This window comes from Arthrobacter sp. T2-23, from assembly GCF_055398325.1.
In genome coordinates this window covers 1,528,252-1,543,596 of the sequence record NZ_AP027917.1, presented here as the reverse complement: position 1 = coordinate 1,543,596, position 15,345 = coordinate 1,528,252, and the positions used below count along the sequence as shown (strand labels likewise).

The window sequence follows — 15,345 nt, the reverse complement described above, 5'->3', positions numbered from 1 at the left end:
CGTGCTGTCGGTTAGTCAGTGGCAGAGGTGGGCATCGAGCCGGCGGACGAGGAACCCGCTGCCAGAAGTTGATCTTTCCGGGCCGCGTGAAGCGCGCCTGCCACCGTGTCCAAATCGTCCTCAAACAGGTCGGCGTAGCGGTCCAGCGTCATAGCTGCAGAGGCATGCCCGAGCATCCGCTGCAGCACTTTGATGTTCGCTCCTGCGCTGATGGCAAGGGACGCTGCCGTGTGCCTCAGATCGTGGGGTGTCAGCGTGGGGAACGCCGGGTCGTTGGCTTGCGCACGCTTCCGGGCCGCCCCGAACCAACCGCTGACGGCATTTCCGGGGCGAAGATAGCTCACGCCGTCGCCCCAAAGGAGGGAATGACTCTCCTTGCCTGCGCAGGCGGACGCAACGGCCGGCGCCAGAAACGCTGGGTAGACAACGGAACGGCTCTCATGTGTCTTGGGTGTACCGATCACCATCTTGCCATTGACATTGACGGCGTTCTCTACGATGAGCGCCCGCCGCGCTGACTGGTCCACGTGGCCGACCCGCAGGCCGGTGGCCTCACCCCATCGGAGCCCGGTGTAAGCCAAGAACCGCACAAAATCCGGGTATTTAGATTCCAATGCGAGGGCTTCCACCTGGCTGTGCGTCAGATACGCGCGGCGGCGGCTCGTCTTTCGGGCGATTTTCACGCCCTCTGCCGGGTTCGAGGCAATACGTTTGTCTTCTGCTGCGTCGTGGAGAATCCCTGAGAGTACGCCGAGGCAACGAGAAACCGTTGTTGGACTTCGAGATTCGGAAAGCGAGGCCACCCATGCCTTGATTTCCGTTCGCCTCAAAGAAGAGACGGGGCGGTCCCCCCACATCGGACTTACGTGGTTTCTCCAAGCGCTGTCGTCGCTGTGGAACGTTGAAGGTTTGACCGTGTGCTTGTGGGCTGCCAGCCACTCGGCTCCGAGGGTTTCTACAGTGATGCGCCCGTCACTCGGGGCGATGAACTGGTCGCTCCGCTTGGAGACCTCTACGCCGTCCAGGAAGGCCTGAGCATCACGCTTGAGTTTGAACCCGCGCTTCTGGCCCTGGCCGTTATTCGGCTTTTTATAGAGCACGCGGTACCACTTACCGCTCTTATTTTCGTAGGCGTGGATACTCCCCATGCTCTGCCTTCCCTGTAGATGCCGTGGTGCGAATGAAGTGTCAGTAAATGTGAGTTTGGGCTTTCCGTCAAGCGACTAAAAGGCATTGGGACTACCGGGATCTGTGGCTTCGCCGGACCGTGTAGCGTTTTTGAAACAAAAGATGGCGCATCCCTTGGGAGCGCTTTTTGTTGGTTTATCAGGGGATCCCACTGCTATAAGGCGTGTGCCGCGTGTACCACCGATTCTCGACTTTGTCCCGACATCAAAAACTTTGAGAATTGGCGTGCTCAACTGTGCTTCAGCACTCCACGGCGGCAGTCGTCAGGGCCGGATCTGTTGCCACTGCTGGGCTCTACGCCCGCGTGCCCAGAGGAAGTTTCTCTTGAGTGAGACTGAAGCCGAGCTGTGCCGAGCTGTGCGCGATTGTCGGAAGGTCGGAGGCTGATTCTGCGCCGTCATCCCCGCAGCAAATGCTTACGTTGGGTCCTTGGCCGTCGATGGACTGATCGGATCTGGGGCATAGCTTCAAACCGTGCCGAGTTGTGCTTCCTCGAATCTTTGAAGTTGAGTGGCCCTTCGAATCCCCCGTGCGGATTTTTCCGCGGCATGGGTAACTGCGATGACGTCGTTTGTCGCTTCCGGCGGGGCGCAGATACGGAGGTTCTGTAATGTGGCCGCGGTCGTGCCATTCGAGTGCGAGCATAGGTGGCATGGGAAGGGAGAAGCAGGAGCGCGTTGCGCGGTCAGACGTCGAGGTCTGGTCCCTGGGGCTCATGTGGGTAGAGGCGGCAGAGATGCAATGCGCACGGCTCCGCCGCATCTCAGCTTTCAACACGATTGCGAGGACTGAGGCGGCCCATAGGTCGCTGGCCGCGATTCGGAACGAGGTGCGCCCCGGCCCGAATTCGCCGGTGCTCGTCCCGACTGTGGCGATGCACCAGCAGCAGAGAATCGAGCGCACGTTCCTGCTTTCGGCGATCAACAACGTGTTCCGTTCGCAGGACAGGCTTGCGGAGAGGCCGAAGACCACCATGGAGGAGGAGCGAGTGCTCAAAGACCTCCGGAACATTTCCGAACATTGGGACGAGTTCGGGCGGTCGGCGTATAACCTCATGGAGACCGGGCATGCCAGGGAGTTCTTCGAGATCCAGGAGAGGCTCGCAACAATGGCTGGGCCTGAGGAACTGGCGCGGTTTCGGAAGCTGGCGGAACAAGACCTATGGGCGGTGTTCGAACTTCCATTCCCGGACAACGATGAGGTGTGGCTCTCCGGCATCCCGCTCACACGGATCCAAGTTTGGCTCATCGAGGTAAGACAGTGTCTGGAGAGGGCGCTGCGTTCGGAAGGCGTGCGCGTGCCCAACATGATGAATTCGCACATCGAGGGTGATGACGCGACGCCATGGCCGGAGGAGCGGAGGCGGTTCCGGCTCTGGGCCGAGGACATGAAGCAGGCGCCGGAGTGGCATTAGGAGTTGGGTCGGTGCAGCGTCGATTCGTTGATAGGTTTCTCGACAGGAACCCAGGGTTCGGGGTGCCAGCGGGGAAGAAGACGATGATGGGCCGCGCCTACCTCATGATCGCCTCGGGGGCTGCCTCAGGGCAACCGATTCGACGGAGAGGGGGCAGCGCGTGGGGACGGCACCCGGAGGGCTGACCGAATGGGCCGGGACCGGGCTGAGCGCGGCCCAGGTGAGTGGACTCGAGAGTGAAGCCAGGCAGTACGCCGAGCATCTTGCGATCAGCGCGGGCCGCGAGGCGACTGGACTTATGGAGACCCACCGGTGGTCTTGGGCGAAGGCTCAGGCGATATATCCTCCGCCACGCGAGCACCGGACCCAGCCGCAGTACAGCACTGCGTGGGTGCACTGGATGTTCTTCCTGGGCTACGTCGCGTGGTTCTTTGTCGCTGTGACAGCCCCGTCTGTTATGCGGAACGTGCAGGGACTCGGGATGCTCCCGGTGATCGCCTTTATCGGCGGGTGGGTGATGGCGGCCAAGGCCGCTCGCAGGAGCAACGACGCCCGGACCGCCCAGTGGTGGAAGAGCTACGATCCATACATTAAAGAGCGCCTTAAGCTTCACGATGCCTTACTTGCAGCAGTGCGCGCCGACTTCACAACAGCACACGCCGAGTACTACCGGTCCGTCGCTTCCGTTCCTGCCGCAAAAGTGCGCAACTACCCGAGAGAGGGCTTGAAATGGATGCCGCGCGGCGAACGACCGGAGCCTATGATGGCCTGCACGGACCGGCAGGCGGAGTTCCTCGCGAAACGGTGGATGGAGTTCCTCGGAGAGGACCGTTGCTTCGTGTCTGCGGCCACTCGGGACGGCGGGGCGGACGTGGTTAGCGAGCGGTTCATGGCGGAGGTCAAGCACCACGCTTCGGTCATATCGCCCGCGATGGTCCGAGCGGTGGTAGGCGTCGCCCACGTGGAGGGGAAACGGGCCCTCTTCTTTACATTGTCTGGGTACACGCCGGCGTCGGTGGAGTTCGCCGATCGGGCAGGTGCGGCGCTGTTTGTTTACGATTACGCACGGGGAACCCTGTCCGCCAGTTCGAAAGCAGCCACTCTGGCTCTAGCGGAGGGACTCCCGGCTTTAGCCTCCAACCGGTAGCTTTGGCCACACATGAGGAGTTTCTATTCGATGACGAAAAGGTTCGGCTTATCGGCACCGCCCCACCCATCGACTGCGCGAACACAAATTAGAACTTGCGAGTCAAGGTCATTTGGCGGGTTTTCAAGCTTGCCCGGTATTGCTCAAGAGTGTCGAATGCACAATGCCCGGTGAAGGGCGAACCTGTGAAAATCAGTGGGACGACTCACGCGTGTGTGTATACTGTGTGACACACGAGATCAAAGCTCCGAAAACAATCACAAGGAGTAGTGGAGAGTAATCTCCCCGAGTGGATACGCACCACAAGGTGCACGGCCGACATAGAAATCTGAAATGGTTCGTCGGATGATCCTCTTGCCGCTGAAAAGCCGCAAGGGATACTCATGTATACAACCGTTTCCATCAGCCGACCCACCCTCAGCTCGATCGCCGAACGCCTGGCCGCCATCGAACGCGACGTCGCCAGTGCTCGCATTCCGGTGCTGGATGACCTTCTCACTCCGCCGGCCCTCGCCGGTCAACTGGACGTCACCGAGCGCACTCTCAGCGAGTGGCGTATCACGGGCCGCGGTCCCGCTTTCATCAGACTGGGCAAAACGGTCCGCTACCGGTCCGCGGCCGTCGAAGCCTGGCTGCTTTCCCAGGAGCACCGCAGCACCTCCGAGGAGGTGCGTTACTAATGCCGGCAGCAAAAAACCGTTCCGTCGCGAACGACACTTCGAGAGCGGTCCGTCCGCGCAATCCTGGACGATCCTCTGTCCGTTCGACGTCGAAGGACAAGAAGTCCGCGCCCCCTCGCTATCGCTCATTCAAGATCACGCAGTACCGGCGTCATCCGGAGACGGGCGAAGTACTCATGAACCCGAGGCAACTCCAGAGGGGCTTTGCCCACCGTTCGATCACCAAGTGGGCATGGACCGAGCACGACCAGGACCGTCGTAGCGACGGCAGCCTGGTTCCTCCCCACATCCATATCGCGTTGCAATGCAAGGATGCCCGCAGCCGCGAACAAATCGCCGAGTGGTTCGGTGTGCCGCTGGAGTTGGTCCAAGTCGTGGGTGGCCGAGGTGGCTTTGCGAGCTACCTCCGTTACCTGACCCACGAAGACCCAACGCAACAGGCTCTGGGAAAGCACCGCTACCCGGATACCAGGGTCGTCGCCAACTTTGATTGGCGTGGCGAAGTGGAAGCCCATTTCGCAAGACCCCTGAAGCTCCCGACGCGTCTGGACGAGATCAAAGTCGGCGTGCTAGCCGGGAGCCTCTCGATATGGGAAGTCCGTGAGACCGACCCGCTCTTGTACGCGAAGCACTTTTCCACCCTGAAACGCATAGCCGAGGAATGCAGGATGGCCCACGTCGAGGAGGGAAAGCTGACCCCCGGTCACCAGGACATGAAACTCAGGGTGCGCACTGGAGTGACTCTGACAGAGAGCTTGAGCTGGATCGCGGATCGGCTCGGCTTCGAGGGAGATCACTATGACCGCATGCTGCGGGCCAGCAACGTCGTTACGGGCAAGGACTGCACCGTAAACGCGGCGTAACTCGTAACTTCCAGCTCACCACCTGTGGCTGGAGAACCCACGAATGGAGAAACACCATGGCAATTGAAGATGAGGTTGCAGCCGTCAAAGCAGCGGCAGCGAAGAAGCTCCGGCTCCTGCGGGATCGTGAGCGCAAGCAGCAGCAGGCCGTCGACGCGCGGATGCTGATGTTGATGCGTGATAAGCACCCTGGGCCGGCGGCTCAGCTTGAGGTTGAAGCGCGTGCGCAGCTTGCCGCCGAGTCGGCCCAGCGGTCGACACGGGCCAAGACTTCGAGGGCGGTGCCGCCGCCGGCGGGCCAGGGCAACGGCGGGAATGCCGTTACTCCGCACGACGGGCGCAGCACGGAGGATGCGCCGTGACCGGCGGGCAGGTTGTCGTCGGCGGCCAGTACCTGGGTGCGGAAGCACCCGGGTGCGGTGCCTTGGTTCGGGTTTGGGGGTCGAGGGGGAAGGGCGGAGCCCAGCCCCTCGCAAGCGGCGCACTGGACGAGGAGCGAAGCGGTGTCGGACAGAGTGCCTGCTTGCGTTCGTTTTCCACCGCAGATTTCGTGGTTCAGGACTGGACGGAGGCGCGCATATGAGCAGCACTTCGCAACAGTTTGCTCCGGAGCCTAGGAGCCGCCGGATCGACACGCGGCTCAGCGAAGCTGAACTCGCGTTAGTCGAGAAGGTGGCGACGTGGCGGGGCTTGTCGCCGTCGGCGTTCGTTCGAGGCGCGACCCTTGCCGCGGCGAAGCAGGCCGAAGGGCACGGCGGCGGTGCCGAGACGGCGGAGCCGCCGACGGCTGTGCTCACGGCGGGCCAACTCAGGGTCCTCGATGCTGCACGGGTGGACGTCAAGCGCGTCGGGGTGAATCTCAACGAACTGAGCCGCCTCGGGCGCCGCGGCGTGCTGGACCTCGGCGCCCTTGCCCCCGTGGTCGACGAACTGGCGGAGCACTATGAACGCATCGTTACAGTGCTCAGCGGGAAGGAGCACCAGTGAGCATCACGACGGTATCGCCGGTCTACGACCTGGGCACCCGCGGGGACTACCTGGTTTTTGGCGTCGGGGCGAAGAAGAAGGGTCATAAAGCCGCAGGCACCGACCGGCTGGCGCCGGGTTTTTACTGCGATGCACCGAGCATCGACGAGTTCATCAGGCTGGGCAACCGGCTGGCCGAGCAGAACGGCCGCAGAGTGAAGGCTCATTCCTACGTGATCTCCTTTCATCCAGGCGAACTCGATGTCAGTGATCCCCATGACCTTCAGCGGGCAGGAGATTTGGGATTTTTGCTGGCGAAGAAGATGCGGCCCAACAGTCCAGCAATGGTCGTGGTTCACGACGACGGCTTGGGCGGCTGCGTCCACGCGCACATCACGATCCTGAACCACGACGCCGTCACGGGTCAGGCACCCAAGGGCTACCGCGTGCACTGGCAGGTGAAGCGCGCGAATGACCGCCTGATGCAGGAAGAAGGGATGCGGGTGACCGAGCCGGCACCGGCGTCCACACGAGGTTCCTACTGGGCCAATAAGCGCGGTGACATGGCGGCCTTCGACCAGCAGTTCGGCGACGCGATCGAGCAGGCGGGTATCGACCCCTCCGCGGTGGACATGGTGACGTTCACAGCGGCGTGCAATGCCCGCGGCGTCGAGGTCATCACAGCGGAACACAAAGTTGTGAGCGACGGGTACCGAGGCAAGACGGCCGGTGAGACAGCCACCGGCATCACGTACAAGATGCTCGACGCCTCCACGCCTGGGAGGAATCCCCGGGTGCGCAGGCGCAAGGCCTCGGCGTTGTCATTCGAGTTCACCGCTGATGGCCTGGAGCAGATATTTACAAAAAAGCAGGAGATGAAGGAGCAAAGGCATGGGAATCATGGACACACTCAATCAGCAGCACCACGACCAGAACCACGAGCAGCAACTGCTTTCGGAGACGTTGAATTCGTTCCTCGACCGGCTCGACGGGATCGAGAGGAATCAACAGGAAGTCGTGAGCTCGTTCAACGCGATGGCTCACAGCTTCATCAGCACATGGGAGGGACTGGAGCAGACGCAACGGTTGATGCAGCAGCTGTACAACTACAACGTCTCCGCGAACGACTCGCACGGGAAGACGCTGACAACACTCGCCACGACGCAGAGCGAGATGCTGGAACTGCTGGCCGGCTCAAGAGTCGTCAAGCTCCCCGACGGGTCCACAGTGCGGGCCGGGGACGTGTCCGCCCACGCTCTGACGCGGGATATCTCGGCGCAGATCTCGGCTTTGGAAACGACGAACTCGAGATTGGCTGATGCCGTGCACCGCCAGCGCGCCGTCAGCATTGACCACGACAAACTGGCCAAGTACCTCGTTCCCGGACTCAGCGGGCAACTCTTGGCGCACGAGGGAGCCGTGCAGGCCGCTTTCGCCGAGGCGAGCGCTCCGATGCTGGCTGAGCTGAAAAGAAGCCGCACAGCGCTCAGCGAGGCCGGGACGCAGGTCAGTGAACAGATCCACCGGGCCAGCCGGCAAGTCGATCAGCTCCGAGGAACGGTGACCTGGCGCACCGTCGGGCAGATGACCGGGGCACTCGTGCCGCTGGCAGTAGCCGTCTGGGTCGTGTTCGGGACTGCACAGACTGTTTGGGCGGCGCTCGGGTTTCAGCCGATTCTCCAGACCGTCTGGGCCTGGTTCCTGAGCGCCCAGGAATGGTACTGGAAGCTCGCCATCGCCGGCACCGCCATCGTCGTACTGTCAGGCTTCGGCTGGCTCACGTGGAAGGTCGGTAAGACGCTGCACCAAGGGTTCAGGAATTACTGAGGCGGGGGGAACATGTCCCTGCGGCCGGGCGTCGGCGGGGAGTTCGGAGGGCTCTGGCCAGGGAACCGGGCCGGGCGTGGTGATCTGAGTGCCAGGTCTCTTGGCCTTCGGAGGGCACATTCGAGCAGCCACTGCGCAGTCATTTGATCAGATTAATTTTGTGAGCTTCATCACGGTCGATCTGCTCGTTTACGAGGCGTTCCTCGATCATAGGTGCTTGAAACTGCAGAACGCCGCACTCTGATGCGAAATTGCGCCCTTACGGTAATTGAGTACCTTACAGAAGGATGTGAATATGCCAATTGCCGAACTACAGAGGGCCGTGGAGGCGTACCAGGAAGGCCGGCTTTCACAGAGGAGCCTTCTCCACTATGTGAAGTGGGAGACGGCGGTGTCGGGTCACGACACGGCCTCCGTCTTCATCGCCGACGTTCAAGAGAACCAGAATCTGGATTCTAATCTCGTCGATGAAATGACCAGAACTTATGCAGAAAATGTCCAGCACTGGGTCTTCCCCGAGGAGCCGGACCTTTCCAAGGCGCTCCCTGGCGCCGTTGCTTGTACTTTCCCTGAGCTGATCCAATCCTTTCATCGTGCCCGGGGCGCGTTGCGTCACGTCCGCAACATGCTCGTCGGGGTCAACGTCCGCCTCAACTTGCGAAGCACCGACGGCTCCTTGGGGGAGGCTCTGCGCCTCGTCGTGGACGAACTCGCCCTGCTTGAGCGGGCATGCGAACATGTGGGCACCGGCACTCTTCTCGCGCCCGAATTTCCCGGGGAGGAAGACCTGGGGCGGCCCTCATGGTCCTCGTCCGGCGGCGCGCCATTATCCCCAAGACAGATTGTGGCGCTGGCTGACCTCGGCCAGAGGCGCCCGGAGTTCACGGTTAGTTACGAGGATGGGATCAGTCGGCACTCCTCTCCACCACAGCTGGTTAGCGAGCAGATCCGGGCTGCGGAACGGCAACGAATCTCGGCGGAAAGAAATCAGAAGCTTGAGCAAGAAAGGACGAAGGCCATGTCGATGTCCTGCCCGCGGTGTTACAGCGCACCAGGCGTGCTGTGCCGCAGTAAGGCAGGGAAAGAGACAACCACGCACCAGGGCCGATACCTTGCTGCGTCATGAAGACATTTGAGCCGTGCTTTGAGGGCGTCTTTCAACCGATTTCGGGCATCAAAAAACTTGGAGTTGAATTTGTGGACGATCTTGATCTGAGGTCGGGGGGGAGCGCCGGCCGGCGCCGGGCCGAGACCCTCGCCCGGAAAGTCGAACTGCTCTTGGACACCATCCCGGCTGGGAACGGAAAACCCTTCGACTATCCGGCAGTCCGCAACGCAGCCCAAGCGCACGGCTTCTTCGTCTACAGGGAGCAGTGGGACTTGCTGAAAGCCGGCAAGGAGCAGGCCCTCCCGGAGGAGCTCCTGCGGGCACTGGCAGCGGTGTTCGGCGTTAGCCCTGAATACCTGTTGGAGGAGGACGGCCCCCTCTCCGAGCGTGTCGAGGCGGAACTTGTTCTGCTCCGCAGCATGCGCCGCGCTGGCGTGCGCAATTTTCGTGCCTGTCAGAGCGGTCAGATTGATGCAGCGACATTTCGGGAGATAGCCCGAATTCTGGATGAACTTGACTGAGCTTCCCTTGGAGCCGCGTCGACGAAAGGGAACGGCAACGCCATGAGTGCTGGCCAACCGCTACGGGTGCTCATAGCTGCACCCCAGGTGGCCCCGACGCCGGAGGGTCCGGGGTGGTGGACGCAGATTTCACCTTTCACATCCATCGTCCTCTCGGCGGTCATTATCGGGGCGGCCGTTTTCCTTTTGCTGAATCTGCGACGTCAGAAGAGGGCTCTCCTTGGCAGCGCCGGAACCTATGCCGGCAGCCTAAGGCGGAGGTGTAAGGCGGATGACAGGGCCGAATGGATTCGGCGCACCCAATGGGCCCTGGGGGCTGCTGCCTCCAGCAACGACACGAGGCACTTCTATGGCATCACGATTCTTGAGGCACTGGCCCGTAGTGATCTGACCGGCCCTGAGGACAAGGCAATCCTCGACACTGTCTGGATAGGGTCCTACACGAAGATGCACGACGACGAGATACGGCAGCTTATTGCGGAGTGCAGGGGTGCGCTCGCACGGGACAAACTCGCAGCCAACGACCGAGACGAAGAGCAGGACCCGTCGGCAGTCGGACAAAACGAAGCAAGGCAACGAAGTCTTGCGGGCAACGCCACAAGAGCCGACCCGGCAAAGACGAACCAGGTCTTCGCCCTGCTGCGCCGCGAAATCCTCGCAGCTCGACTGAAAGTCACCCTCGACAATCAGCTTGGCCGCGAGTCGTCGCCGACGGTGACACGTTTGGCTGGTATGAAATTGCCGCCGATCGCCAGGCCGAGTCGGCACTGCGATTTCCACACAAAGCCAGCAGGGCCGACCAGCTCCTCGGAGTAGACGTAGAAGGCCTGATGGACACCCATCCGAGCTTTGACCGTGCACGTCGTCTTCACATCACAAGAGGCAGTCCAAGCCGAGGCGTGTCCTGTCAGGTTCTAAGGCTTGTGCTCGTTAGCTTCGACCTTGCGAACGGAGTCCAGAGCCGACATGAGGCGGTGCGCGTTCGCAGGGGAGCGGAGAATGTAGCTTGTTTCCACTAAAGCGTCATATTCGTCTTTCGACATCAAGACCGCGGACCCACGCTTTGACACGATCTCAACCTCGGTGCGGTCGTTGGTGACCCGTTTGATGAGACGGCTAAGGTTGCGACGAGCTGTCCGCGCCGAAATCGCCATGACTGCCTCCTTGTTGTAGGCGTCCGTCCGTTATCTAGCCCTAGAGGCTTCTACTCCTGATCCTCAAAGGAATTGCCTGTCAGCTACTGTCAGTCAACTCTTCATCTTCCGCCTGTGTCAGGTTTCTTGAACCTCTACAGAAAAGTGTCATGCTGCGCCGCAGTGGTCCAAGGACGACATATATTCGGAGGAGACAAGAGACTTGGAGTCTCGTAATCCCCAACCCGAGGATGCAACTGTCCAAGACAGCATTCCTAGGCCCGTTCAGCGGTCCCGATCACGTCATATGGCGGCACGTCTCGGGCCGAGAGATCTTTCGCGCAGACGAGCTCAACTAGTAGCAGGGTACTGTTGCAATCTGCCGAACCTCAGTGGTTTCAGACGCCCTAGGAGGCTCGGAGCTACAGCGTGGCATCCATGCCGGCCTCACCGCTGGACAGATCACCACGTTGAAACAGTGGAACACTGCGACGCCGGCCGACGGGACACGCCGCCTCGACGTGCCCGTCCTATCCCGGCATTGGAATTCGATAGCATCGACATCAAGGAACTTAACGAGAACTTCAACGGGGGGACGATGCGTGATCAATTGATCGGTGCTACTCCAGTTGAAGTACCAATGCCCTATCAGCTTCCTGGTTATGCGGACTACATTAAGGCAACCGCCTCGGACCCCAAGTGCACCGAGCGACAACGAGTGACACGGTTCCAAGCGCGCCGGGCATTTGCACGGGATTTTGAGAGCCTGACCCTGAGCGGGAAGCATGATTCGCGGACCATCACTGGCTACGAAGCTCTTCTTCGGGTTACTCTCTCGTACTCCGCGGTGGACCAACTAATCCATATAATTCCATCCCTGCGAGGCAAGCCACTTCAAGATATGGATTTGGCCGAGAGTCTCAGGGAGGTTCTCGACCTGGATTCCATTAGATCCGACGAGAACACCTCACGGACTGACTTTTCCGGAATGCACTCAACGGATGACATTCTCTTCTTTGGAAGAGTGCTTCGTCACATGTTTGCGCATGGCTCAGGCACCCCATGGGGCGTCAAAGTGCAGACCGCTCGGGGAGTAAAGGTCCTCAACGACTTGAGTACTCGAATGCTCAAAGAAGCCGACAGGCAGTTCGAAGACTGGGCGACACAGCGATGTGCTGATCTAGGTAAGCAGACGGCATGAGCACAGATTCAGGAGTAGAGAACCCTTCCGAGAAGGGACCGGTCGGACCAAGCTGGTTTCGAGGCCTAAGGAGCGGCTGGTCAACCGTTTTCCTGGTAGGTGCGGTCGCAACTGCCAGTCAACTCGCTGCAGTATCGATGGCCGGACTCGAGCTAGCACCTGGGACTCAAACTTGGTCTAGCGGTGGGCTTGTAGCTCTAATTGGCGGCCTGCTTATGTGGAAGTTCGCAAAGACATGGCACGACTTTAGGAAGTGGATCTGGTTACCACTCGTAGTGGTTGCGACCCTGTCATTCCTGGTCGTTGGAGCAACAAATAGTTACGATGTTGAAATTGTCGATCAAGAGGCTCGCGCCGCTACGCAGAGTATGCAGCCAACGGGCGCGTTCAACGTATTTGAAACAGCCGAACGAATCTGTGAGCCCGGGGACGACTACCTCTATTGCCTCAACGCTCACGTGGCGAGCTACAACTCAGTTTGCGCGAATCAGACACTCTCAATCTTCGGATCCGCAACATGTTCGTCGATGTCCAGATTTATTGAGCAGATGCGAAGCAGCTACGAAGGGTGCGGCTACGGTTGCACGGCCGGTGGGCAAGTGGGCAAGTGGGGTATGCCACACCTTAGGCTCGAAGCAGCGACAGCGATGAAGTCAAATAACGATGCTCAGCCTCGTCGCACACACACTGAGCACTGCTCATTCGATCTTGGCATCATCCAGATCGGGACATGCGCTGAGCGCGGTCAGTAGTTCGTATTGGCAAGCTCAGAATCTAACCAAATCAGTGAGGCCCTATGGAGGTGAGCGTCCTCCTCCTTGGCCCCATTGTCGCGCATCCACGGCCGGACCGTTCAGATCGTTCTACCTGCGAAGAATGGTGATCACAGCCCATCCCCATTGCCCTGCGCCACGACGACCTCGAAGGTACGCGACGGCCCTGCGAACTTCGACGGGACTGGGTGCCCATGTTTGGGGGCAATGCCCACCAGAGGTGCATCATCAACTTCAGTCAGCCTCTACGCGCTGATGGCGTCCGAATGCGACCACGTTCTCGGCGCCGGCACTCAAGCGCTGAACATGCTCGGCATGCGCCTGTCGCGATGCTGCCAGGTCTCTTTCCAGAACCTGGACGAGGCGTCGCGACTCAACCAGCTTGCGGGCCGTGTCTTGTGCGTCTGCTAAGACGCGTTCATGGGTAATGCGAAGGGGACTGCCGCGGCTTTTGTTGACTCGGGGTCTTAGGCCGCTGTGAGCGCGGTCCGGTTGATTGTTTCATATTCGATTGGCGTGAGTTTTCCCAGTCGTCTTTGCCGTCGCCGGCGGTGGTAGGTCCGTTCGATCCAAGTCATGATGGCCAGCCGGAGTTCCTGCCGGGTGAGCCACCGCCGACGGTCCAGAACGTTCTTCTGCAGCAGCGAGAAGAAGGATTCCATCGCGGCGTTGTCCGCGCACGCACCGACCCTGCCCATCGACCCAGTCAGCCCGTGGTGCCGGAGTGATTCAACGAACCGCCGGGACCGGAACTGGGATCCCCGGTCGGAGTGCACCACGGTTCCTGCCGGACGACGTGCCTGCACGGCGTTCTCCAGCGCTGCGACCGCCAGCGAGGATTTCATCCGCGAGTCCATCGAGTACCCGACGATCCTGCCGGAATAGACGTCCTTGACCGCACAAAGGTAGAGCTTCCCTTCAGCGGTGGGGTGCTCGGTGATGTCCGTCAGCCACAGCTCGTTCGGAGCAGCGGCGGTGAAGTCGCGTTAGACCAGGTCATCGTGGACCGGTGGGCCCGGCTTCCGATTTAGGCCCCGCTTCTTGGAGAACACCGACCAGATGCCGTGGTCCCGGCATAAGCGCTGGACCCTGTTCTCGCCCGCCGTGATGCCCTTCCCGGGGAGTTCATCGGCAATGAACCGGTACCCGAAGGCAGGGTCATCGGCGTGGATGTCCAGGGCCGCGTCAACCAGGTGCGCGTCCGCCCAGTCCCGGTCGGTCACCGGGCTGGCTCTCCACCGGTAATAGCCTTGCTTGCTGAAGCCCAGCACCCTGCAGGTCACCGCTACGGGAACACCGTCGGCGGCAAGATCCGTGACCAGCGGGTACATCATTTTGGGTTGATATCCCTCGCGAGATAGGCAGCCGCCCGGCGCAGAATCTCATTCTCCTGTTCCAAGAGCCGGTTGCGCTTCTTGAGCTCCCGGATCTCGGCCGACTCCGCCGCTGCCGGGCCAGCGCCGATTTCTTTTCGCTCGGCGATGGCGATCCAGCGTTTCAGCGTTGTGACCGAAAGCCTGAAATCCTTCGCAATCTGCGCCAGCGGCGCTTCGCTCTTGCGGGCCCCATCAATAACATCCTGGCGGAACTCCCCATAAGCCGTGGGCATGGTCAACATGCTTCCACGAGCACCAGCTCGATGGGTCAAGGAGTCAACAACACCGGGGGCAGTCCCACTTGCTCCTTTATGAAGTAGTTGTCAATGCCTGACAGGCTCGCACGGGGCTAGATAAAGACATGCAGGTACTGGGCTATCGTGAGCGTTCACCGCAACTGCAGCCAAAGCGCATAGTCCGCCGCTCATGACGGAGTCGATCAGCTCAGCAAGGCAATGGCCACCTCATGCTGGCCCGGGATGCTTCAGGACTGTGCATTCGGACCGCCGAGCCAGAAGAGTGCGACATCGACGTCCCTCGCAGACCAAATGTGCCCGTAGTGGGCCGCCGTCGACCGCAGGTCTTCAACCAGCTCCATGTAGCGTCCATACCTACCGGGTGCAGGGGAGAGCGGGAGACCCAGAGTCTCCAGCCCGGTTTGGGCACGCTCGTCGTATACCGCCATTCGTTCAGGAGATGCGGCCAGCAGAAGTGCTGAAGCCAGTGCATCTCCCGTTTTGAAGCCCGGAAGCGGTGAGAGCGCCGCCCGGCCGGCAGAAGCCGCCTTAGGTACGGAAAGTGACACATCGGTGACAGCAGACACGGCCTTCGCCGTAATCACCCTGACTTCCTGTTCGGGCTTGACCATCAGTTCACGGACCCACGGTGTGTCGGCTCGGAGGCGCTTCCAGAACAGCAACGCCCCGATGTCGGCTTTGCCGATGCTGGCCGTCGCACGGATTCGGTCCGCGACGTCAGCGAGGACCTCGTCGTATGCCCGCGATGTGCCCACCATGTAGGCGGCGTGGGACTCTCGAAGTGTCTCCCAGGCTTGCGGGTCGAGGACTCGGGGTGCGTCGTTCGGTGCGTTCATGTTTTGAGGATGCCACAGCTTCCATTGTTCGCCGGGCGGCTCGCGACCAGCGCCG

At 60.8% G+C, this 15,345-nt stretch carries 15 protein-coding genes and 1 pseudogene; 12 read left to right on the top strand and 4 right to left on the bottom strand.

Going from position 1 to position 15,345, the window contains the following annotated elements; translation table 11 throughout:
- Nucleotides 1-11: 11 nt before the first annotated feature.
- Nucleotides 12-1,148 carry a tyrosine-type recombinase/integrase gene (locus ACZ5Z0_RS07050; protein ID WP_464110483.1) on the bottom strand — a complete coding sequence of 379 codons (1,137 nt, stop codon included), beginning with the start codon at nt 1,146-1,148 and terminating at the stop codon, nt 12-14.
- Between the two features lie 692 nt (nt 1,149-1,840).
- Here ACZ5Z0_RS07050 and ACZ5Z0_RS07045 point away from each other — a divergent pair.
- From ACZ5Z0_RS07045 to ACZ5Z0_RS06995, 11 genes are all read left to right on the top strand, one after another.
- Entirely contained in the window at nt 1,841-2,602 is a 762-nt protein-coding gene (locus ACZ5Z0_RS07045) for a hypothetical protein (protein WP_464110482.1), read from the top strand.
- A gap of 160 nt (nt 2,603-2,762) precedes the next feature.
- Complete coding sequence (locus ACZ5Z0_RS07040) at nt 2,763-3,749, top strand: restriction endonuclease (protein ID WP_464110481.1); 987 nt, start codon at nt 2,763-2,765, stop codon at nt 3,747-3,749.
- Nucleotides 3,750-4,132: 383 nt separating this feature from the next.
- Entirely contained in the window at nt 4,133-4,429 is a 297-nt protein-coding gene (locus ACZ5Z0_RS07035; RefSeq protein WP_464110480.1) for a helix-turn-helix transcriptional regulator, read from the top strand.
- Nucleotides 4,429-5,292, top strand: coding sequence for a Rep family protein (locus ACZ5Z0_RS07030; RefSeq protein ID WP_464110479.1), 864 nt, complete (start codon nt 4,429-4,431; stop codon nt 5,290-5,292). Before ACZ5Z0_RS07035 ends, ACZ5Z0_RS07030 begins: the two co-directional genes overlap by 1 nt.
- Before the next feature lie 56 nt (nt 5,293-5,348).
- The gene (locus ACZ5Z0_RS07025; RefSeq protein ID WP_464110478.1) at nt 5,349-5,654 is read left to right on the top strand and encodes a hypothetical protein; all 306 of its coding nucleotides are present in this window, start codon (nt 5,349-5,351) and stop codon (nt 5,652-5,654) included.
- Nucleotides 5,655-5,871: 217 nt separating this feature from the next.
- Entirely contained in the window at nt 5,872-6,279 is a 408-nt protein-coding gene (locus tag ACZ5Z0_RS07020) for a type II toxin-antitoxin system TacA family antitoxin (RefSeq protein WP_464110477.1), read from the top strand.
- Nucleotides 6,276-7,577 (top strand): relaxase/mobilization nuclease domain-containing protein, encoded by a 1,302-nt coding sequence (locus ACZ5Z0_RS07015; protein ID WP_464110476.1) that lies wholly within the window; start codon nt 6,276-6,278, stop codon nt 7,575-7,577. Before ACZ5Z0_RS07020 ends, ACZ5Z0_RS07015 begins: the two co-directional genes overlap by 4 nt.
- A gap of 4 nt (nt 7,578-7,581) precedes the next feature.
- Entirely contained in the window at nt 7,582-8,085 is a 504-nt protein-coding gene (locus ACZ5Z0_RS07010; protein ID WP_464110475.1) for a hypothetical protein, read from the top strand.
- Nucleotides 8,086-8,380: 295 nt separating this feature from the next.
- Nucleotides 8,381-9,211, top strand: coding sequence for a zinc finger domain-containing protein (locus tag ACZ5Z0_RS07005; protein ID WP_464110474.1), 831 nt, complete (start codon nt 8,381-8,383; stop codon nt 9,209-9,211).
- Nucleotides 9,208-9,714 carry a hypothetical protein gene (locus ACZ5Z0_RS07000; RefSeq protein ID WP_464110473.1) on the top strand — a complete coding sequence of 169 codons (507 nt, stop codon included), beginning with the start codon at nt 9,208-9,210 and terminating at the stop codon, nt 9,712-9,714. The genes ACZ5Z0_RS07005 and ACZ5Z0_RS07000 overlap by 4 nt, the downstream gene beginning before the upstream one ends.
- Before the next feature lie 66 nt (nt 9,715-9,780).
- Nucleotides 9,781-10,530 (top strand): hypothetical protein, encoded by a 750-nt coding sequence (locus ACZ5Z0_RS06995; protein WP_464110472.1) that lies wholly within the window; start codon nt 9,781-9,783, stop codon nt 10,528-10,530.
- Between the two features lie 98 nt (nt 10,531-10,628).
- On the opposite strand, the gene ACZ5Z0_RS06990 is transcribed toward ACZ5Z0_RS06995, so the two are convergent.
- Nucleotides 10,629-10,868, bottom strand: coding sequence for a type II toxin-antitoxin system Phd/YefM family antitoxin (locus ACZ5Z0_RS06990; protein WP_464110471.1), 240 nt, complete (start codon nt 10,866-10,868; stop codon nt 10,629-10,631).
- A 520-nt stretch (nt 10,869-11,388) separates the two neighbouring features.
- Between ACZ5Z0_RS06990 and ACZ5Z0_RS06985 the strand changes: the two genes are divergently transcribed.
- Nucleotides 11,389-12,048, top strand: a complete 660-nt coding sequence (locus ACZ5Z0_RS06985) for a hypothetical protein (RefSeq protein WP_464110470.1) — start codon at nt 11,389-11,391, stop codon at nt 12,046-12,048.
- Nucleotides 12,049-13,288: 1,240 nt separating this feature from the next.
- On the opposite strand, the pseudogene ACZ5Z0_RS06980 reads toward ACZ5Z0_RS06985, so the two are convergent.
- Nucleotides 13,289-14,430: pseudogene (locus ACZ5Z0_RS06980) on the bottom strand (IS3 family transposase).
- A gap of 251 nt (nt 14,431-14,681) precedes the next feature.
- On the bottom strand, nt 14,682-15,290 hold the full coding sequence (locus tag ACZ5Z0_RS06975; RefSeq protein WP_464110469.1) for a hypothetical protein: 609 nt from the start codon (nt 15,288-15,290) through the stop codon (nt 14,682-14,684).
- Nucleotides 15,291-15,345: the final 55 nt, after the last annotated feature.